This window comes from Streptococcus sp. Marseille-Q3604 (genome assembly GCF_916619785.1).
Lineage (GTDB): Bacteria > Bacillota > Bacilli > Lactobacillales > Streptococcaceae > Streptococcus.
The window spans coordinates 647,262-668,894 of sequence record NZ_CAKAKM010000002.1 but is presented as its reverse complement, the minus strand read 5'-3'; the positions used below and the strand labels follow the sequence as shown (position 1 = coordinate 668,894).

General features: G+C 41.1%; 15 protein-coding genes, 1 tRNA gene and 3 pseudogenes. 1 reads left to right on the top strand and 18 read right to left on the bottom strand.

Features of this window, described 5'->3' with window-relative positions; translation table 11 throughout:
• Positions 1 to 66: 66 nt before the first annotated feature.
• From ilvC to LG375_RS07735, 13 genes and pseudogenes are all read right to left on the bottom strand, one after another.
• The gene (gene ilvC, locus LG375_RS07795; protein WP_002885764.1) at positions 67 to 1,089 is read right to left on the bottom strand and encodes a ketol-acid reductoisomerase; all 1,023 of its coding nucleotides are present in this window, start codon (positions 1,087 to 1,089) and stop codon (positions 67 to 69) included.
• A gap of 75 nt (positions 1,090 to 1,164) precedes the next feature.
• Entirely contained in the window at positions 1,165 to 1,641 is a 477-nt protein-coding gene (gene ilvN / locus LG375_RS07790) for an acetolactate synthase small subunit (RefSeq protein WP_002887025.1), read from the bottom strand.
• Complete coding sequence (locus LG375_RS07785) at positions 1,634 to 3,334, bottom strand: acetolactate synthase large subunit (RefSeq protein WP_073949465.1); 1,701 nt, start codon at positions 3,332 to 3,334, stop codon at positions 1,634 to 1,636. The genes ilvN and LG375_RS07785 overlap by 8 nt, the downstream gene beginning before the upstream one ends.
• A gap of 133 nt (positions 3,335 to 3,467) precedes the next feature.
• Positions 3,468 to 5,189 carry a dihydroxy-acid dehydratase gene (gene ilvD, locus LG375_RS07780; RefSeq protein WP_080611675.1) on the bottom strand — a complete coding sequence of 574 codons (1,722 nt, stop codon included), beginning with the start codon at positions 5,187 to 5,189 and terminating at the stop codon, positions 3,468 to 3,470.
• A 168-nt stretch (positions 5,190 to 5,357) separates the two neighbouring features.
• Positions 5,358 to 7,025: a DAK2 domain-containing protein gene (locus LG375_RS07775; protein ID WP_014635125.1), complete on the bottom strand. Its 1,668-nt coding sequence runs from the start codon at positions 7,023 to 7,025 to the stop codon at positions 5,358 to 5,360.
• Positions 7,025 to 7,390, bottom strand: a complete 366-nt coding sequence (locus tag LG375_RS07770) for an Asp23/Gls24 family envelope stress response protein (protein ID WP_002885694.1) — start codon at positions 7,388 to 7,390, stop codon at positions 7,025 to 7,027. The genes LG375_RS07775 and LG375_RS07770 overlap by 1 nt, the downstream gene beginning before the upstream one ends.
• A 111-nt stretch (positions 7,391 to 7,501) precedes the next feature.
• A complete protein-coding gene (locus LG375_RS07765; RefSeq protein WP_080611673.1) occupies positions 7,502 to 8,788 on the bottom strand; it encodes an MATE family efflux transporter in 1,287 nt (428 codons plus the stop codon).
• A 60-nt stretch (positions 8,789 to 8,848) separates the two neighbouring features.
• Positions 8,849 to 10,333 carry a threonine synthase gene (gene thrC, locus LG375_RS07760; protein WP_064523535.1) on the bottom strand — a complete coding sequence of 495 codons (1,485 nt, stop codon included), beginning with the start codon at positions 10,331 to 10,333 and terminating at the stop codon, positions 8,849 to 8,851.
• A 159-nt stretch (positions 10,334 to 10,492) separates the two neighbouring features.
• Entirely contained in the window at positions 10,493 to 11,470 is a 978-nt protein-coding gene (locus LG375_RS07755; protein ID WP_073949455.1) for a hypothetical protein, read from the bottom strand.
• Positions 11,471 to 11,495: 25 nt separating this feature from the next.
• Positions 11,496 to 12,341, bottom strand: a complete 846-nt coding sequence (locus LG375_RS07750; RefSeq protein ID WP_080611670.1) for a hypothetical protein — start codon at positions 12,339 to 12,341, stop codon at positions 11,496 to 11,498.
• Between the two features lie 160 nt (positions 12,342 to 12,501).
• A pseudogene (gene adhE / locus LG375_RS07745) lies at positions 12,502 to 15,114 on the bottom strand (bifunctional acetaldehyde-CoA/alcohol dehydrogenase); the annotation flags it as partial.
• A 115-nt stretch (positions 15,115 to 15,229) separates the two neighbouring features.
• The gene (locus tag LG375_RS07740; RefSeq protein WP_225745578.1) at positions 15,230 to 17,125 is read right to left on the bottom strand and encodes a M13 family metallopeptidase; all 1,896 of its coding nucleotides are present in this window, start codon (positions 17,123 to 17,125) and stop codon (positions 15,230 to 15,232) included.
• A gap of 81 nt (positions 17,126 to 17,206) precedes the next feature.
• Positions 17,207 to 18,526: pseudogene (locus LG375_RS07735) on the bottom strand (alpha-amylase family glycosyl hydrolase); the annotation flags it as partial.
• Between LG375_RS07735 and LG375_RS07730 the strand changes: the two are divergent.
• Positions 18,522 to 18,707, top strand: a pseudogene (locus LG375_RS07730) (UTRA domain-containing protein); the annotation flags it as partial. The pseudogenes LG375_RS07735 and LG375_RS07730 overlap by 5 nt on opposite strands.
• Before the next feature lie 51 nt (positions 18,708 to 18,758).
• Here the strand turns inward: LG375_RS07730 and LG375_RS07725 are convergent.
• From LG375_RS07725 to LG375_RS07705, 5 genes are all read right to left on the bottom strand, one after another.
• Positions 18,759 to 19,319 (bottom strand): TIGR01440 family protein, encoded by a 561-nt coding sequence (locus LG375_RS07725; protein ID WP_225745577.1) that lies wholly within the window; start codon positions 19,317 to 19,319, stop codon positions 18,759 to 18,761.
• A 15-nt stretch (positions 19,320 to 19,334) separates the two neighbouring features.
• Positions 19,335 to 19,673, bottom strand: a complete 339-nt coding sequence (locus LG375_RS07720) for a hypothetical protein (protein WP_073689700.1) — start codon at positions 19,671 to 19,673, stop codon at positions 19,335 to 19,337.
• Positions 19,674 to 19,705: 32 nt separating this feature from the next.
• The gene (locus LG375_RS07715) at positions 19,706 to 20,062 is read right to left on the bottom strand and encodes a hypothetical protein (RefSeq protein ID WP_073689701.1); all 357 of its coding nucleotides are present in this window, start codon (positions 20,060 to 20,062) and stop codon (positions 19,706 to 19,708) included.
• Positions 20,063 to 20,362: 300 nt separating this feature from the next.
• A complete protein-coding gene (locus tag LG375_RS07710) occupies positions 20,363 to 21,244 on the bottom strand; it encodes a class II fructose-bisphosphate aldolase (RefSeq protein ID WP_002885816.1) in 882 nt (293 codons plus the stop codon).
• Between the two features lie 145 nt (positions 21,245 to 21,389).
• Positions 21,390 to 21,475, bottom strand: a tRNA-Leu gene (locus LG375_RS07705).
• Positions 21,476 to 21,633: the final 158 nt, after the last annotated feature.

The following is a 21,633-nucleotide window of genomic DNA, read 5'->3' as shown; positions in this document are numbered from 1 at the left end:
TGATTCCCAACTACTCTCTTCAGAACACAAAAAACCAGCACTAGGCCGGTTTTCGAGACTATCACATTAGTTATAGATTTTGAATGCGTCGTCGTCGTTTTGACCAACGAATGGCATTGCTTTACGCAATTCAGCACCAACTTTTTCGATTTCAAGGTTAGCAGCTTCTTCACGGTAAGCAGTAAGTTTTGGACGTCCAGCCTTGTAGTCGTTAACGAAGTCGTTAGCGAATTTACCATTTTGGATGTCAGCAAGAACTGCTTTCATATTTTCTTTCACTTGTTCAGTGATAACACGTGGACCTGATACGTAGTCACCGAATTCAGCAGTGTTTGAAATTGATTGACGCATTTTCTTGAATCCACCTTCGTAGATCAAGTCAACGATCAATTTCATTTCGTGAAGCACTTCAAAGTAAGCCAATTCTGGAGCATATCCAGCTTCAGTCAAGACTTCAAAACCAGCTTCGATAAGGGCAGTCAAACCACCACAAAGAACTGCTTGTTCACCAAACAAATCTTCTTCAGTTTCTTCTTTGTATGTTGTTTCAAGAAGACCAACACGTGCTGCACCAACACCTTTACACCAGTCCATAGCGATGTCTTTAGCGTTACCTGTAGCATCTTGGTATACTGCGTAAAGTGCAGGAACACCAAAACCTTCTTCAAATGTACGACGTACCAAGTGACCAGGTCCTTTAGGAGCACACATGAAGACATCAACATCTTTAGGAACTTTGATGAATTCGAAGTGGATGTTAAATCCGTGTGCGAAACCAACAGCATTACCAGCTTCAAGGTTTGGAGCAATTTCTGCTTCGTAAAGTTCTTGTTGGATTTCGTCTGGAGCCAAGATCATGATAACATCAGCCAATTTAGTTGCTTCTGCTACTGTGTAAGTATCAAAACCATCTTCCTTAGCTTTATCAAATGATTTACCTGGACGAACACCGATGATCACATCGTGACCTGTATCACGCAAGTTTTGTGCATGCGCATGACCTTGTGAACCGTAACCGATAACGGCGATTTTTTTACCGTCAAGTGCTGCTACTTTTACGTCTTTTTCATATTCCATTTGAACTGCCATAGTAATATGTCTCTTTTCTAAAAAAATAATTTATTGCCTTTTTAAGGCTGGGTTAACAAATTTAAGTTGGATTTTTTAATCACGGGTAAATCCAGTAGCACCCGTACGAGCGATATTTTTGATTCCGTAAGGACGAATAACTCGTAGAAGCGCCTCGCTCTTTTCAGCATCACCAGTCATCTGGATAGTGATAGAGCTTGGTGCCACATCAACCACCGAAGCACGGAAAGGTTGAATAATCGCCAAGATTTCAGCACGTTTAGAGGTTGGTGCTGATACCTTAACTAGGATAACTTCACGTTCCAAGTGTGGCTGATCCGTGATATCACGGATGCGAATCACATCAATCTGACGATTAAGCTGTTTGATGATTTGTTCCACTTCATTTTGAGAATTCACATCAATAATAATCGTAATACGTGAAACGTTAGGATCCTCAGAAGCCCCTACAGAGATACTTTCAATGTTAACTTGACGTCGTGAAAGAACACCTGTGAAGCGGTTAAGGACACCTGAACGGTTCTGAAGTTTAGCTGTTAACATTCTACGCATTGAACTTCACCCCCAACATTTCGTGATTACTCTTACCAGCCGGAACGATTGGCAAGACATGCTCTTTACGAGAGATATCCACCTCGATGAACATTGGCACGTCTTCCTTGATAACTTCCAAATCCTGATCAATTGTCTCTGGATTATCAAACTTATAAGACTTAATGCCGTAAGCTTGAGCCATCAATTGGAAATCTGGAAGGGTATCAAAGACAGACTCTGATGTACGCCCTTCGTAGAAGGACTCTTGCCATTGACGTACCATACCAAGTGAGTGGTTATTCAACATAACAACCTTGATTGGCACCTTGTAAACATTTAAGATAGCCAATTCTTGATTCGTCATTTGGAAACCACCATCACCAACAAAGAGGATAACTTCTTTATCAGGATTAGCAATTTTAGCACCAATTGCTGCTGGGACACCGAATCCCATTGTTCCAAGACCACCTGAGGTCACCAATTGACGCTCATTTTGGTATGGATAATACTGAGCTGTCCACATTTGATGTTGACCAACGTCAGTAACAACAACCGCGTCACCCTTAGTCAATTCACCGATACGCTCGATAACTGCCTGAGGCTGTACCATACGTTCTTTCTTATCGTAAGAACGTACACGCTCTTTGTCTTTTGTAACTTTTTCAATCCATTTTTCAGTGTTATTCTTAACCACTGGTTCTGCTAAGAGCATTTCAAGAGCTTGCTTGGCATCACCAACAACTGGAAGGTCCACTGCAATAATTTTACCAATCTCAGCTGGATCTACATCAATATGGACAACCTTGGCATTCTTGGCAAATGTTTTAGGATTACCTGTCAAACGGTCATCAAAACGACAACCAATGGCAATCATAAAGTCAGCATCGGTCATAGCAATGTTAGCTGCATATGAACCGTGCATACCACCCATACCCAAGAAGAGGGGATGACTAGTAGCAATTGTCCCTTGACCTAAAAGACTTGTAACAACTGGGATTTGGTAGCGTTCTGCAAAAGCAACTAGCTCCTTAGCAGATTCAGAATAAGACACCCCACCTCCAGCTACAATAACCGGCTTCTTAGCTTTACCCAACTGCTTCAAGATTTTCTTGATTTGCATTTCGTTTGGTCTTAGCGTCGGTTGGTAACTTGGAAGATTAATTTCAGGATTGTTGATGAAGGCTGTTTCCTTAGCTACGACATCTTTAGGGAGGTCGATAACAACTGGACCAGGTCGGCCAGTTGTTGCAATATGAACCGCTTCCCTAATAATACGAGGAATATCAGCTGTATCGCGAATCTGATAATTGTATTTTGTAATCGGCATGGTAATTCCGACAATGTCAGCCTCTTGGAAGGCATCCTTACCAATACCTGGTGTTGCGACCTGACCAGTAAAGACTAGGAGAGGTACGCTATCACTCATAGCATCTGCAATCCCTGTAATAGCATTAGTAGCACCAGGACCACTCGTTACAAGAGCAACACCGAGTTTACCAGTTGATTTGGCATAACCTTCAGCTTCGTGCAGACTTCCTTGCTCATGACGAGATAAGATATGATTAATCTTGTCATTTTTGTAAATAGCATCATACAAAGGAAGAACCGCTCCGCCAGGATATCCAAAGATAGTTGAAATCCCAAGTTCAAGAAGTGTATCTAGAATTAAATCAGCACCAGAGCGTGCTTCTTCAAGTTCAATTTTCTTCACATGGACCTCCTTTAGTAGTTGTTTTTTTCGAATTGTCTAAAAATTCAAAACCTTGTATACTATGATAACATTTTTAACCAAATTTGCAAGGGTTTCGGAGAAAAATATCACAAACTCTTCGGAAAGAATGTTCTTAGTTTTTTTCTTGTGCTTGACGTTCTGCTTTACGTTCTTCGAATTCTTCGTCACTCATCAAAGTTCCGCCAACATTGGCTGATTTAGCAAAGGCTGTATAGCGACGCAACCAACCACTTGCAATTTTTGATTTGAAAGTTTTCAAATGTTTGCGGCGTTCTTCAAGGGTTGCATCATCGACAAGCAGATCAAGGGTACGATTGGGTAGGTCAATCACGATTTCATCCCCATCTTCGATTAGGGCGATATTACCACCTTCTGCTGCTTCTGGAGAAACGTGACCAATCGCAATACCACGAGTAGCTCCTGAGAAACGGCCATCCGTAATCAGAGCCACATCCTTACCAAGACCGCGTCCGACAATCTTAGAAGTTGGTGCCAACATTTCTGGCATACCAGGTCCACCCTGAGGACCTTCATAACGAATGACAACGACATGGCCCTTCTTAACTGTTCCATTGTCAATCAACTCAAGGGCCTGATTTTGTGAATCACAACAAATAGCTTTACCACGGAAAGTTTTAACAGATGGATCTACACCACCGACCTTGATAACAGCTCCATCTTGAGCGATATTTCCGTAAAGGATCGACAAACCACCTACAGGTGAAATCGGATGTTCGATTGGATGGATAATTTCTTCATTTTTGATTTCAGCACCAGCTACATTTTCTTTCAAGGTTTTACCAGTAACTGTGATACGATCACCCTTGATGGCTCCTTTTTTGATCAACTGATTGATAATGGCTGGAACACCACCAGCTTCATGCACATCATGCATGGTGTAAACACTTGAAGGAGCAATTTTAGAGAGATAAGGTGTCTTCTTGGCAATTTCGTTAATGTCCTTAAGGTCATAGTCAATACCAGCCTCACGCGCAATAGCAAGGGTATGGAGAACAGTATTGGTTGAACCACCCATGGCCATATCTAGAGCAAAAGCATCATCGATAGCTTCTTTGGTCACAATATCACGTGGGCGAACATTGTTTTTGATGTTATCCATCAATTTTGTGGCTGCTTGACGAACCAATTCACGACGTTCATCTGAAACGGCTAGGATAGTACCATTACCTGGAAGGGCAAGGCCCAAAACTTCCATCAAACAGTTCATTGAGTTAGCGGTAAACATTCCTGAGCATGAACCACAAGTTGGACAAGCATTTTTCTCCAAATAATCGAGCTCTTCCTTGCTCATATCTCCAGCCTGATAGGTACCTACAGCTTCAAACAAACTTGATAGCGTCGCTTGGTGACCAGTCATGTCAACGCCACCCTTCATAGGGCCACCAGAACAAAATACTGCTGGCACATTAGTACGCATGGCCGCCAAAATCATCCCTGGTGTAATCTTATCACAGTTAGGAATATAGAAAACCCCGTCAAACCAGTGGGCATTAATAACTGTTTCTGCAGAATCGGCAATCAATTCACGAGATGGAAGACTGTAACGCATCCCAATATGCCCCATGGCAATCCCATCGTCCACACCAATGGTATTAAACTCAAAAGGAATACCGCCAGCCTCACGGATGGCTTCCTTGGCAATATCTGCTAATTCACGCAAGTGAACATGCCCTGGAACAATATCAATATAAGAGTTACAAATAGCAATGAAGGGCTTTCGCATATCCTTGGCAGATTTAACTTGCCCAGTCGCATACAAAAGTCCGCGTGCTGGTGCCTTATCAACACCAACTTTGATCATATCACTTCTCATGATGTTACCTTCAATCTATAAAATTTCTTACAACATATGTTACCACTTTGGAAAGTAATGTCAAGGAATTTTCAGAATATTTTTGTAATTCCGAAAAGATATCCCTGCTATATCAAAACTGACAAAACAAAAAGGAAGCCCTAAGACTTCCTAAATGATTATTCAAAATTATTCAACACTGAAGAGGTATGGATAAACTGGTTGGTCTCCTTGGAAGATTTCAACTTCGATATCTTCGTGAGCCTCTTCCAATTTTTCCGCAAGTGCTTGAGCTTGTTCTTGATTACCTTCTTCGCCGACGTAAATCATAACAATTTCACTGTCTTCGTCAATCATCTTGTCAAAGGTGTCAAGAAGGGCTTGGTCCATATCTGGTGTAGACACAAGGATCTTACCATCCACCATACCAAGGATATCATTTTCATGAATCTCAAGACCATCAATAGTTGTATCACGTACCGCCAATGTCACGCTACCACTTGTTACATCTGAAAGACTAGCTGTCATAGCTTCAACATTGGCTTCGATACTTTGGCTAGGATCAAAAGCAAGCAAACTTGTAAATCCTTGTGGAACTGTACGTGTTTCAACAACAGCCGCATTGACATCTACTACTTCAGCAGCTGATTGCGCTGCCATAAAGATGTTTTTATTGTTTGGCAAGATGATTACATTCTTAGCATTGACCTGTTCAATAGCCTTAACAATATCTTCTGTTGATGGGTTCATTGTTTGACCACCTGAAATCACATAGTCAACACCTTGTGATTTGAAGATATCTGCAAGTCCATCTCCAGCAACAACTGCAATAAGGGCAAAGTCTTTAGGAGCAGAAGGTGCAGCTTGGATAGCTTCTTCTTTTTGAACTTGTGCATCGTGTTGGTTACGCATGTTGTCAACCTTAACTTTAACAAGAGCCCCATATTTAAGACCTTCTTGCATGACAAGACCTGGATCCTCTGTATGGACGTGAACTTTTACAATTTCATCGTCGTTAACCACAAGAAGAGAATCCCCAAGGTTACTCAAGTAATTTTGGAACTCTTCATAGTCAAAGTCTTTCACATAAGTCGGACCTTGTTTGAGACCAATCATGATTTCCGTACAGTAACCGAAGGTAATGTCTTCTGTTGCAACATGACCAGCAACTGACTTATGGTGTTCTGCATTAATCATCTCTGTCATCGTAGCAGGTGTCGCTTGGAAGTCCTCTGAAGCGATATACTCACCTGTGAGGGCTGACAAGAAACCTTCATAAATGAAGACCAAACCTTGACCACCTGAGTCTACCACACCAACTTCTTTCAAAACTGGAAGCATCTCTGGTGTCTTAGCCAAAGCAGCTTTAGCTCCATCGAGAGCTGCACGCATAACCTCAACAGCATCATTTGTAGATTCAGCTTTCTTAATCGCTGCTGAAGCTGCACCACGTGATACTGTAAGGATTGTTCCTTCGACAGGTTTCATAACTGCTTTATAAGCAACTTCAACACCTGCTTGGAAGGCATGAGCTAAATCTTGGCCGTCAAGTTCCGTTTTATCCTTGATACTTTGACCAAATCCACGGAACAATTGTGACGTGATAACACCCGAGTTACCACGGGCACCCATCAAAAGACCTTTAGATAAAATCTGACCAACTTCACCAACTGTTGAAGCTGATTGATCTGCGACAGCTTTGGCTCCGTTATCCATAGTCATTCCCATGTTTGTTCCAGTATCTCCATCTGGTACTGGGAAGACATTGAGTGAATTCACATATTCTGCTTGCTTACCTAAACGTGTTGCTGCCGCTTGGACCATCTCCTGAAGCAAGCTTGTTGTAATTTTAGACACTAGTTTTCTCCTACGACTTTAATATTTTGAACGTAAACATTTACTGTTTCAGCCTTGATACCGAGTTGATTCTCAAGATTAAATTTCACACGTTCTTGAATATTTTTTGAAACCTCACTAATCTTAACACCGTAACTCATAACAGTGTAAACATCCACAGTGATACCTGCATCAGTAGATTTCACGACAACTCCTTTTGCGTAGTTTTCCTTTCCAAGAAGTGCTTGAAAATTATCTCGGATAGCACTCTTACTTGCCATACCGACAACGCCAAAAATTTCTGTTGCTGAACCGCCAACTACTGTTGCGATGACATCATCTGACAATTCGATTTGACCATCTTTTGTATTGATTTTTACAGTCATAATTACTACCTCAAAAAGTTTTTATCAGCTTATTTTACCATATTCGAGCCTACTTGTAAAAAATAAGAAGAAGATACCCTTTGAATAAGAGTATCTCCTCAGTATTTATCATTAAAACTTTCTCTTTACGAGATAACGACGGTACATCACGTAAAGGAAGATTGCACGCCATACATTATCAACAACGGTTGCAATCCAGACACCAGCAAGACCCATTCCCAGACTCACCCCAAGGAAATATCCTGAGAAAATTCGGATAATCCACATCCCAATAGTTGTTGCATAGAAAGGCATCTTAGCCTTACCAAGACCTTGCCAAACTGCTGTGTAGACTAGAGTCCCCGAGGTCACAGGATTCCCAAGGAAAGAATAAAGAATAACTACCTGGCTAGCCGCAATAGCTGCTTTATTATCTGTAAAGAGACCTGATAAGCCTTGTCCAAAAAGCAAGATGCTCCCTGAAACCAGAACCATCAAAAAGGTTGAAATCCAATAAGACTCTCGTACAATACGCTTCATCTGAGCCTTATCCCCTCGACCCAAACTATTGGCAACCAAGATAACCGTAGCCGTTGCGACTCCCATACCAGGCATATAGTTAAACTGAGTAAGGTTTTCACCGATGGCGTTACCACCGACAACGGCTGTACCAAAGGTAACAATAATAGCCACAATGACCACATCTCCAGCACGCATCATCAGTCGTTCACCTGCTGCTGGCAGAGCAATCCCCAACAACTCCCTGTTGAAAGGTTTGGTAACTTCAAGCTGCTTCACATCCAATTTCATCGCTTGCCACAGTATCACTGTCCCAACCAGACGAGAAAAAACCGTAGCCGTTGCGACCCCAATAATCCCCCAATGTCCCACAAAGATAGCTAAAGAAGATAAAATAGCATTAAGGACATTAGTCAAAAGACTGACGACCATGGAAATACGAGGCCGTCCCTTAGCCCGTAGTATGTTACCAAAAGTAGTCATTAAGGCTAGGAAGACCACTCCTCCACCGACAAGAGCAAGGTAGAGACTACCAGCCTGAGTCACAGATTGCTCAGTACCTAAAAGATTAAGAATGGCCCCACCACCAAAAATGGAAAGTAAACCAAGAATGAGACTAAGAGCAAGGGTAATAATAATAGCATCCCAGGTGTCTCGGTTAGTCGCTTTAACATCTCCCTTCCCTAGACTTCTAGCAATGACACTGGCACTTGAGGCTCCTAGAGCAATGAAGATAGCTTGGTAAATCGTGATTATATTATTGGCTACGGAAACCCCTGATATGGCGACAATACCAACCTGAGCCACTAGGTAAGAATCGACAACCCCCATCAACATTTGTAGAAGGTTTTCGGCCATAGCAGGCAAGGCTATGTTTAGAATTTTCTTTGTTTCTGTCATAATATTCTCTTCTATATTGATAAAAATAGGGCTGATTTCTCAGCTCCTATTTTTTTATTCTTATACACCAAGATAGCTTTCAACTGCTTTTTGCATATCAGCTGCCGCAACAACTGTTTTATGGCGAACCTCCGCATGTTCAAGTCCATCTACAGCAGCTGGGATAGCTACACCTGAAAGTTGGTGCAAATCTTCTACTGCTTTGAAATCATCCCCACTGTCTTTACCAGTGACAGCTGAAATAGCCACACGTGGGAATTTATATGGGCTAGCTGTTGAAGCGATAACTGTAGGGGTGTGGTCATCTGTCTTTTGAACATATGCTTCGTAAACTGCTGAGGCAACCGCTGTATGAGGATCTTCGATATACTTGTTTTCATCATAGACACGTTTGATTTCAGCAGCTGTTTCATCCTCAGTTGCAAAACCTGCTGCAAACAAATCAAGAATATCTTTATCTGCACCAGCCAAAGTATACTCGCCCTTAGTCACAAGTGCATCCATGAGCTCTTTAGTCTTAGCAGCATCATTACCAAGAAGGTGGAAAATCAAGCGTTCCAAGTTAGAAGATACCAAGATATCCATAGAAGGACTTGTCGTTACCTTGAAGTCACGTTTCTTGTCATAAGTACCCGTTGCGAAGAAGTCTGTGAGGACGTTATTTTCATTAGAAGCACAGATTAATTTGCCAACCGGAACACCAATCTGACGTGCATAATAAGCCGCCAAGATATTACCAAAGTTTCCTGTTGGTACTGTGAAGTTGACCTTATCTCCGTTTTGGATATGACCTGCCTTAACCAACTGCGCATAGGCATATACATAGTAAACCACTTGTGGTACCAAACGACCAACGTTCATTGAGTTAGCTGATGAGAATTGCGTATGATGAGCCAACAATTTCTCACGCAAGTCAACATCATTAAACATACGTTTCACATCGGTTTGGGCATCATCAAAGTTACCATCAATGGCAATAACGTGAGTGTTAGCTCCTGTTTGAGTGGTCATTTGCAATTCTTGGATTTTTGAAACACCGTCTTTTGGATAAAAGACAATAATTTCAGTTCCAGGAACATCTGCAAAACCAGCCATAGCAGCCTTACCAGTATCACCTGATGTCGCTGTCAAGATAACAATCTTATTATCAACACCTTGCTTTTTAGCTGATGTTGTTAGCAAGTAAGGCAAGATTGAAAGGGCCATATCTTTGAAAGCGATAGTAGAACCATGGAAAAGTTCAAGGTTGTAGTGGTTCTTAAGTTTAACTACTGGTGCAATAGCAGCTGTATCAAATTTGTCGTCATAAGCATTTGTGATACAGTAATCTAATTCCTCTTCCGTAAAATCATCCAAGAAAGCTGACAAGACCAATTTAGCAACTTCTTGGTAAGAAGCATCTTTCAATTGATCAAAGTCCAAAGCAACCTCAGGTGTTGACAATGGTGTGAACAAGCCACCATCTGTTGCCAAACCTTGAAGAATAGCTTGACTAGCAGTTACTTTATTATTTTCGTCACGTGTTGATTGGTATACAAGTGTCATGGTAAATCCTCTTTTTAGATAGTGTGTGGCTCTATTGTAGCATAATTGTCAGAATATTTCTACACGTATTGTGACTTGTGAGAAAATCATTCGGATATCACCTTATTCTCTTCCCTCAACGACATGAAAAAATCCGGAATAGCGATTCCGGATGTCATTTTAAAATTTATCTTTGGTGTCATTCTTAGTTGAGAAAGTAATATCTTTTGATTTACCATCACCACTAAGCGTTACTTTCTTGTCTTTTTTAGTCACTTTTAGCTCTTGACCTTTTTTCACATTGAGACCATCGATATCAACATCTTTGTTGACAGAAGTAACAGTCATCTTATGCCCCAAGCGACTAACCTTCCCTTTGAAAAGGGTTGTTGTTGTTTCGCCTGTCTTCGAATCATACTTTTGACCATTATCTTTCGCAGCTTTTTCAAGAGCTTCATCAAGTTCTTTTTCTATGGTTTCCTCACTATAATAGTTTTCAAAGGAATCTCCATAGAAGGCTTTAAATAAATCTCCAAAGGCTGAGAAGGACTTCTGAACCCTCTCACGATAGTCCTTGATATAGGTTTTCTTATCAAAAGTATAGCTAGCAGTCACCTTGGCATTGCTACCCTTTACTTTCATGGTTACAGCAGTATCTTTAAAGTACTTTTCAAGCTCCTTACTATCCAAGTCTGTCAAACTTTCAGACATGCTTGAGCTATACTCTCTACCTAGAGAACTACTGTACCATTTGCCATCAATATTACCTGTCACATAACGGTAAGTCATAAAGCCACCGATACATAAGAAGACAAGGACTACTGCTGACAAAACTGAGACTAGGATGCGTTTTTTCTTTTTGGGATCCATTGGTTTTTTAGGAGCCAAATTTGCCATAGCTGCTTGTCCTTCTGGAAAAGGAACTGTAGAAGGTGCAGTTGCTGTTACTACTGGTGCCGTTTCAGTTGGTAGAGGACTAGTACTTGTCTCTACGATTTCTGCCTCAACCTTAATAGGTTCAGTAGTAGCTGTATCTTCAGTTTTAGCCGGTGCTTCATTAACAAACTCCCCAGCTTTCAAAGCATCTGCCATTTCCTGAACACTCGGCTTGCGTCCGTTTACCGTTTCAAAATAGTCCAACCATTCTGCTCTTGTCATTTATATTCCCCTTTAATTTCCTTTTTTATTTATTTTTTGTAAAGCTAATGTCACCAAATTCACTGTGTGCCTTAATAGTAAAGCCTCCATTGTTAGGCGTATAATCTAATACATCACCTTTTTTAAAAGCATCTGAATCTCCAGCCTTATCCACAGTGATTGTTTGCTCCCAACGGTTAATATCACCCGTAAAAGCAGTTGTTGTGACACGACCGGTTTTGGCATCGTAGGTATAACTCTTTGGAAGTTCTTTCTTCACCGTCTCGTCAAACTGTTTATAGTAGTCTTTTTCTGACAATGAATAACTATCAAAAACCTCCGAGAACTCCTCGCCGTACTGACCTTTCAATTCAGTAACTCTACTCTGGTAAGCCTGATAAAGCCCTTTACGATTGTAAACAAAGCTCACTTTTAAGTGAGCCTTATTGTCAGTAATACTTATTACTGTATTGATATCGGTGATAAGATCTTGACCTTGTGGTAAAGCGTTACTAACTTTATTCTTAGTATTAGCAGTATCTTTCAGAGTGGCTAACATTTTCTCACTAAAGGTTGGGCTTGTCCAATCGCCCTCAATGCTTGCGGCTCGATAACGGTATCCCATCACGAGACAAACAATTAAAAGTATGGTGAGTATCGCTGCAATCACACCTGATACCATCCCCACAATATTCTTTGAGGTTACTGGCTCCTTTGATTCTTTTACTTGTTGACTAGGATTGAATTGAACACTCACCATCCTATCAGCATTAAACTCTTTAAACTTATTAGTCGCTCTATTTCCTGCTGCAGAAGCCACTGGTGGCTTCAATTCACGAGACTTGAGAGGATGTGCTGTTTCACCCAAACTAAGCCCTTCTTCTTTTGTCATAGGAATCTCCTTATCTCGCTGTAAGGTTATTATAACAATTCTTAAAGCGTTTTTCTATCTTATTCGGGAAAGTCCTTTATTTTTAATTTGGATAAACACTCTAATATAGAAGGTTTCTAGCAAAAAAAGTAGCCCTTATAGAGCTACTTTAGTCTATCGCTTATCCTTTATAATCAAAGGCAATTTCGATGATTTCTTTCAATTCTGAAATAAGTGGTTCTTTCGGATTAGCTGTTGTACATTGGTCTTCATAAGCATGTTCGGCCAAAGTATAGGCAGTATCTTGAAGAAGTTTCTTAGTAACACCTTGTCCCTTCCAGTTCATGGCAATACCAACGGCAATACCCAATTCGTATACTTTTTGTGCCAAAACTTCAACCAATTCAGCATCTGATTGCTTGTCAGTACCCCATCCCATGAAACGAGCGATATCTGCGTAATCTTTGTCTGCACGGAAGTAGTCATATTTAGGGAACATAGCGTGTTTTTGAGGATCACGACCGTTGTAACGGATAACGTGAGGCATCAAAATCGCATTAGTACGTCCGTGTGGAATGTCAAACATAGGACCAACCTTATGAGCTAGTGAGTGGTTAATACCAAGGAAGGCATTGGCGAAGGCCATACCAGCCATTGTTGACGCATTATGCATTTTTTCACGTGATTCTTCATCACCAAAGCGGTAAGAATGTTCAAGATTTTCAAAAACAAGTTTAATTGCTTGGAGTGAAAGCCCACGTGTATAGTCGCTAGCCATGACTGATACATAAGATTCAATGGCATGAGTCAAAACGTCCATACCTGTATCTGCTGTAACGCTGGCAGGTACACTCATAACCAAAGCAGGGTCAACGATAGCAATGTCCGGAGTCAAAGCATAATCTGCCAATGGGTACTTGATATGAGTTTCACTATCAGTGATAACCGCAAATGACGTTACTTCTGAACCTGTCCCTGAAGTTGTTGGGATACAGATGAATTGTGTCTTCTGAGCGTAAGGAATCTTGTAAGTACGTTTACGGATATCCAAGAATTTTTGTTTAGCACCGAAGAAGCTTACATCTGGGTGTTCAAAGAACATCCACATAGCCTTAGCAGCGTCCATTGCAGAACCACCACCAAGAGCGATGATTACATCTGGCTGGAAATCTACAAAGCGTTCCAAACCTTTATAAACGGTATTAGTAGATGGGTTTGGCTCAACATCTGAGAAAACATCTACTGCCGGTCTGTGGCGGTTAAGTTCCAATTGGCGTTTAACCAAGTCTGCATAACCAAACTGAACCATACCAGGGTCGCAAACCAACATCACGCGCTCAGCTTCAATGTGACGCAAGTAAGTTATTGAATCTTTTTCGAAGAAGATTTTTGGTGGGACGCGAAACCATTGCATGTTATTGCGACGCTTTGACAATGTTTTAACATTCAAGAGATCAAATGAGCTAACATTGTGTGACACTGAGTTATGACCGTGTGAACCACAACCAAGAGTCAATGATGGGATCATGTTATTGTAGATATTACCGATACCACCTTCAGCTGATGGACTATTAACCAAGACACGGCAGGCTTTCATGCGGATACCATATTGGAGTTGGAGCTCTTCATTTTCAGTGTGGATAACAGCAGTGTGTCCAAGACCACCCAAATTGAGCATGCCTTCTGCTTTTTTGAATCCATCTTCAACACCATCGGATTTGATAAGAGCAAGTACTGGAGACAATTTTTCCAAGGCAAGTGGGTGTTCCATTGTTGCATCTGGAATTTCTGCCAAAAGCATTTTTGTACCTGCAGGAACTTTAAGGCCAGCTTTTTCAGCAATTTCAATAGCTGAGTGACCTACAATGGCACCATTTACAGCTGTACGCGCTTCATTAAGAACGACTTTTTCCAATTTAGCAATATCAGCTTTTTTAGAAATGATGACACATTGATGTGCTTCAAATTCAGCCTTAACTTCATCATAAATAGCTGCATCAACGATAGCTGCTTGTTCAGACGCACAAATCATACCATTATCAAAAGTTTTTGAAACGATGATATCGTTGACCGCACGTTTAACCTTAGCATCAGCAGCGATATAAGATGGGACGTTTCCGGCTCCTACACCAAGCGCTGGTTTACCAGTTGAATAAGCAGCCTTAACCATTCCAGGTCCACCAGTCGCAAGTACTGTGGCAATCTTAGGATGGTTCATCAAAAGACCAGTTGCTTCGATAGATGGCTCTTCAATCCACTGAATGCAGTCCTTAGGTGCACCTGCTTCAATAGCTGCATCACGAACAATACGAGCAGCCTCAGCAGATGATTTCTGAGCTGATGGGTGGAAGGCAAAGATGATAGAGTTACGTGTCTTAAGAGCAATGAGGGCTTTGAAAATGGTTGTTGAAGTTGGGTTAGTTGTTGGTGTAACCCCACAGATAACACCAACCGGCTCAGCGATAGAAACCAAACCTTGTTCTTTATCTTCAGCAATAACGCCTACAGTTTTGTCATATTTAATACTATTCCAAATGTATTCAGAAGCATACATGTTCTTGATGGCTTTATCTTCGTAAATACCGCGCCCTGTTTCATCAACGGCCAATTTAGCCAAATACATGTGTTTATCTAGAGCAGCAATCGCAGCTTGGTGAACAATATGGTCCACTTGCTCCTGCGTAAAGTTAGCCATAGCATCAAGGGCTTCAACCCCTTTTGTTGCCAATTCATCTATTACTGTTTGAACATCTTTAGTTTGTTTAGTCATATGAAACTCCTTTGAATACTTGTTAAAAACTTCACAAGCTTTAACACAAGTATATTATAGCGTTTTCTAGTCACTATGTAAACCCTTACAATGACAAAAATAAAGAAATCCGTCCATTTTTGGACAGATTTCATCATTATTACCAAATAATCACGCGATCTTCTGGGGCACGCCACATGCCGTCGCCCTCTTTAACGTCAAATTCCTTGTGGAATTCGTCGAAGTTGCTCACGATAACATTGGTGCGCCATTTGGCTGGAGCATGCACATCCACGCTAGCTAACATTTGCATGTATTCTTCACGCGCCTTCATACGCCAAATCGTCGCAAAGTTAACAAAGAATTCATGAACTGAAAAATCCTTATCTCGTTTAGCTGCTTCTAAAGCACAGGCTACACCACCGAGGTCAGCAACATTCTCAGAAACAGTTAATTTACCATTGACCTTGGCACCATAAGAGTCCAAGCCCTCAAACTGATCCACAATCTTGTCAGTACGTTCCTTAAAGGCTGCATAATCCTCTTCAGTCCACCAATTCTTAAGACTACCGTTCTCATCAAAGGAAGCACCGTTTGTATCAAAGGCATGGGAAATCTCATGAGCAATGACAGCACCAATACCACCGTAGTTGGCTGATGACGATTGGTGAAGGTCATAGAAAGGTGCTTGAAGGATAGCTGCTGGGAAAACAATTTGGTTCTGCTGTGGATCATAGTAAGCATTAACCATGTGGGCAGGCATATGCCACTCACTACGATCAACAGGTTGATTCCACTTGCTCCAACTATGTGCAACTGAAATTTCGACTAACTTCTGTGCATTCTCAACAAGTGATAAGTTTTCATCAATAATCTTCCTATCATATGTCTCAGGTAGTTTTTCTGGATAACCAATGTGAGGCGTAATAACATTAAGTTTCGTAATAGCCTTTTCACGTGTTTCTGGTGCCAACCAATCCGCAGTTTGAAGGCGTGATTTATAAACATCAATCATAGTTGCCACCTTCGCTTCAACATCTGCTTTTGCTTCTGGAGAGAATTTTTCACCTGCATACCAAAGTCCAAGAGCCTGATTGTAAGGTCCTTGTGCCAAATAGTAGGCTCCTTTTTTCTTGTCCCAGGCTTGTGGTGTTCCTGAAAGCGCACGACCATATTTTCCAAATAGAACACGAAGTTCGTCTGTCAAATAGGCATTCCAAATTGTCGTAGCATCGATAAGTAGGCTCGCCTTAAGTAGCTCCCAATTATCTTCTGAATAATATTCCGCCGCAAATTCTGTCCAGAAGCGCTCTTCAGGAACGATAACTTTATCAGGAACTTGTCCCAAGATTTCTGTGAAGATGTTATCAAGTGGGAGTTCCGGTGCTAGCTTGGTAAAGTCTTCCCAATCATATGGGTGGTAGAGTTCCACATACTCGGAAGATTCTTCACTCGAAAGGACATACTTGGCCAACTTAGCATCAAGGGCGATAACCTTGTCCAAGATATCTTTGATTTCTTCAGCTGTAAAGCCATATTTCTCAAGGAGTTCTTCTTCCATTTCACGCCAAATTCCTAAAAGCTCCTTGCCCTTCTCATTATCCTCAGTGTAATAGGTTGTATCAGGTAAAATAATACTTGGCGCTGCTGCCCAGAGGACATTTAATTGAGCATTCATAAAGTCTGGAGATACACCGAATGGAAACTCATTAGGCTTACCAGACATCTCATAGTCAGCAATTTTCGAAGCAAATTCTGAGAATGAGGAAAGCTTCTTGTATTCTTCAATCCAAGGTTTAACAGGCTCGATACCCAATGCCTCACGTTTGTCAAAGTCCGCAGCCATACGGTGAAACTTTATAAAGTTTTGTAGAATGGTATTGTCAGGAACATTCTCTCCTGCCAACCATTGATCAGTTGTTTCAAGCATGAGGTCTTCAATTTCATCTGCTAAATCTGAGAAACCTCCTGTGCGTGGTTTATCATCGGGAATCACTGCTGTTTTTTCCCACTCACCATTAATCGCATGGTAAAAATCATCTTGTAAGCGTGTCATTACACTTCCTCCATCAACATTAAAAGTGCTTTCATTATAACAAAATTCCCCAGCAAAAGCATTTACTGAGGAAAGTTTAGCTTATTTTACTAAGATTGCTAGGGTTTGATAAGGCTTAAGACTTACCTTTTCAGCAAGCTCTGCATCATCATAGTTTGACAAGAGCACGCGCCCTGCTTGGTATTCTTCTGGAATCTCCACTTCAGCTTCACTTCCATAGAAATTATTGAGCACCAAGAGTTTTTGACCGGCTAAGTGGCGTTCAAAGGCGTAGACTTGTTGACTATCCTCAAATGCTGGCTGATAGCTTCCTTCTGAAATGATAGGCATTTCTTTGCGCAAGCGAATCAATTCTTTATAGAAGGTGAAGATTGGGCCATCGATTTCATTTTCAACGTTGATGTCTTTATAAGATTTACCGACTTTCAACCATGGAGTGCCTGTTGAAAAACCTGCATTCTCAGAAGCATCCCATTGCATTGGCGTACGCGAATTATCACGTGATTTAGCTTGAATGATCTTGAAAGCTTGCTCAGGAGACTTACCTTGATCCAAAAGCATCTGGTAGGCATTGATGGATTCCACATCCACGTAATCTGCCATGGAATCATAGTCTGGATCAATCATGCCGATTTCTTCGCCCATGTAGATATACGGAGTTCCACGTGACAAATGGATGCTAGCTGCTAGCATGGTCGCTCCTTCATTACGGAAGTTCTTGATATCCACAAAGCGATTCAAGGCACGAGGTTGATCATGGTTATTCCAGAAAAGGGCACTCCAACCACCTCGTTCACTCATTTCCTTACCCCAGGTATGATAGAGACGTTTGAGCTCTTCAAAATCAAAGGGAGTAATAGTCCATTTTTGACCATCTTCATAATCTACTTTAAGATGATGAAAGTTAAAGGCCATAGACAACTCGTGACGCTCCGGTGCTGAATAAAGAACACAGTTGTCAATTGTTGTCGATGACATCTCTCCAACTGTCATAAAGCTATCATCAGAACCAAAGGTCGCTTCATTCATCATACGAAGATAGTCATGGACAATTGGTTTATCCGTATAAGCTGGTTTCCCTTCATTTTCAGGGCAATCCACTAAGACTTCATCTTTCCCAATCAAATTGATCACATCGAAACGGAAACCTTTGACTCCCTTGTCACGCCAGAAGTTGACCACCTTGAACAACTCCTTACGGACATTGGGATTGCGCCAATTAAGGTCCGCCTGTGTTTCATCAAAGAGGTGAAGATAGTATTTCCCTGTATCTCCAAAAGGAGCCCAGGCAGAACCACCAAATTTAGACAACCAATCGGTTGGTTGGTCCTGAATAAAGAAGAAATCTTGATAATACTGGTCTCCAGCCAAAGCTTTTTGGAACCATTCATGCTCCAAAGAAATCACTATTGATAATGCTACCGATCAAGATAAGATTCTTATCGACCTAGGTAAAGACCAGCACGTTGTTTGTATCCGTTCTAAAGTTTATTTAACTAATGGAAAACAGTTCCAATTTACGGAAAGTCGCCACAAACTTGAAAAATTCAAATTTGTCGATTATGCCAAGCGTCGTCATTGAAAGAAAGGGCTCTGCTAACAGAAAAAGTATCGAACACTTGTCCGATACTTTTTAGTTTTTACGGATAGGATCTGCTAGATACTCCGCACGAGCACCACCAATCAACTTAGGTCGACTCGCCAAAGCAGTCACATGGGCACCACCTAATTCTGGAGCAATCGGGCGAAGAGGAACTTGGACCCTCTTCACATGCATACCAATAGAGGTATCCCCAATATCGATACCAGCCTGAGCGACAATTTCCTCCACCTCAACAGGATCCTTCATATAGTCGAAAGCAGCCAGCTGACCACTTCCCCCAGCATGCAAGGTCGGAAGAACATTAACAATTTCCAAATCTTTAGCCATGGCGAGCTCACGCTCAACAACCAAAGCACGATTCAGATGTTCGCATCCTTGAACAGCCAAGTAAATTCCTTTAGGTTCCAAAACTTCAAGAATCGTTTTCACAATTCGTTGGCCAATTTCACGGCTAGAGGCTTTTCCGATTATCCCACCAGCGACCTCACTGGAAGACAATCCCAAGACAAGGATAGCTCCTCGCCCAATAGCGGAACGTTCAACAATATCTTCTACAAGCACACGTGTCTTCTCTTCTAAATCTAGCAACATCACAACAGCCCTCCTTTAGACAACAGCTGTATTCAGGATTCGCACAATAAGATAGTACAGAATCACAAAAAAGATAAGGAAAAATACCCCTAATAATAATAACTGCCCACGGCGTTTCTTACTTAGGTCCCAGGAGAAACCAAATCCCATCAAAAAAGGACCAACACTATAACTTAGCATAAACCATAAATCTACACGTGCTATATGCCAAAAAGAAGAAATAAAGGCCACCAAACCTATTAAGGATAATATCCAAGAAAACTCCCAACGATCTGATTTAGCAAAAGCCAAGCCTATTAAGAAGCAGCCCAAGGCAGGCATGATAATAAATGATAGGGTCATAAAATAAAACATGCCATTATTATAGCATGTTTTACAGTTTCATGTTAGTGGCGGTTAATGACACCATAAGCAATAGTGAATGCAATAGCAGCAATACCTACAACGATTGCCATGACAGCCCAGAAAATAGTCATCGCACGGCGTCCCTTGCGATTGTTAAAAGGAAGTCCCCAACCAATCATGATGACACCTAGCAATCCAAGCCAGATTTTATAAGTGATAACAATCGCCGCATCAAAATAGGCAAAAACAACCAAACCTAAACCTAACAAAGAAATCAAATAAGACCACTTACCCTTCAAAAATGAAGGCAAGGCCCAACCAAATAATACTAAACCTAGTAGAGCAAGAGCTCCACCACCAAAAAATACAGGTACAATATAATTATCAAACATATTCATATTATAGCATATCTTAAAAAGTTAGGAAATAGAATCTATCAACCTAAGTGATATCCAATCTTTAAAATTTGTTTCCTCTCAATCACAGATTGATTCGCAGATACTAACTATTTATTTGGGTACAAAAAACAAAACGCAGAAAGGACCTTGTTTTAATAGCCTAATAGCGCTTTGTTTGCGCTACATCTATAATCAAAACGAACTGAAATTTAGAAATCGGGGGAAAAATGGGGGCAAAACATAAGAAAAAGGCTTGTCCATATTGGACAAACCCTTTCATTTCAAGCTTATATAGTCTAATTAAGCTTTGTTTGCTGAACCGAATACGTCGATACGTTCTTCAACAGCTTCTGTAATAGCTTCGAAACCTGGTTTCAAGAATTTACGTGGGTCGAAGAGTTTCTTCTTGTCGTATTCTGCTTCATTTGCTTCGTATTCAGCAACAAATTTACGTGTTGCGTTAGCAAATGCGATTTGACATTCAGTGTTAACGTTAACTTTAGCAACACCAAGTTTGATAGCTTCTTGGATTTGATCATCAGGAATACCTGATCCACCGTGCAATACGATTGGGAAGTTAGGAACAGCTTCTGTCAATTTTTGCAAGTGGTCAAGGTGAAGTCCGCTCCAGTTTTCTGGGTAAGGACCGTGGATGTTACCGATACCTGCTGCAAGGAAGTCGATACCAGTTGCAACCATAGCTTTAGCATCTTCGATTGGTGCCAATTCACCATCACCGATGATACCATCTTCTTCACCACCGATTGTACCAACTTCAGCTTCAACTGATACACCGTTAGCGTGTGCAAATTCAACAACTTTAGCTGCTTTTTCAAGGTTTTCTTCAACTGGAAGGTGTGAACCGTCAAACATAACTGAAGTATAACCTACACGGATACATTCCAAAGCGTCATTGTAGTGACCGTGGTCAAGGTGAATAGCAACTGGTACAGTGATACCCATTGATTCAACCAATTCTTCGATAAGGACTTTACACAATTTGTAACCACCCATGTACTTAGCTGCACCCATAGAAGTTTGGATAAGTACTGGAGCTTGTTTAGCTTCTGCTGCACGCAAGATAGCTTGAGTCCACTCAAGGTTGTTTGTGTTAAATCCACCAACTGCGTAACCATTATCACGAGCTGCTTGGACAAATTTTTCTGCTGAAACGATTGCCATTATAAAGGCCTCCTATATTTTTTTGGGTTTGAACCCGTTTACAAGTTTATTCTATCACAATTGAACTCAAAAAACTAGCTTTTCTACAATTTGTAAGCGTTTTGATTTTTTAATACAAAAAAACCAGTCATGTGACTGGTTACTCTGCGGAAAGAGGGACTTGAACCCTCACGACCTAAAGCGGTCACAGGATCCTTAGTCCTGCGCGTCTGCCAATTCCGCCATTTCCGCTAACAACATTAGTTATTATATCAAGATTGACAACTTGTGTCAATACTTTTTTGAAAGTTTTTTAGTAGCTTTCTCTTGTCTCTTTCGAAACAACTATTATATAATACCATTTATTGTTTGCTGACGTCAATACTTTTTTGACTTTTTTTTAAATTTTT